The 334-nt window shown below is 62.6% G+C and carries 1 protein-coding gene; it reads right to left on the reverse strand.

The window, feature by feature from the left end; genetic code table 11:
• The coding region (locus SD455_RS16690) for a hypothetical protein (RefSeq protein ID WP_445508757.1) at nucleotides 1–288 on the reverse strand (288 nt) is incomplete at its 3' end.
• Nucleotides 289–334 lie beyond the last annotated feature (46 nt).

The raw sequence follows: 334 nt of genomic DNA on the forward strand, positions 1-334 counted from the left end.
GACCGCCGGAGAAGTCAGCAGCACACTGGCCTCACCCACCCGGTACTGGCCCAGCCCACCGACACCATCCTGATCCAGGAACACGCCATCCTCAGCGATGACCTCAGCACCACCAAGACCGAACAGCAGAGTCGCCTCCGAGACGATCTCCTCCGTGATCCCATCAACACCGGCAGCATTGAACAGCGAGAGCAGATCCAACTCCGCAGCACCGAAGCCAGCCTCATCACCATCCAAGGTGACAGACCCATCCCCACCAGCAATGCCCGAGATCGCTCGAGCATCCACCGGCGAAGTGGTCTCCGACTCCGACAGCAGAACCCCGGCCTGACCG

The organism is Nesterenkonia sp. K-15-9-6, from assembly GCF_052656005.1.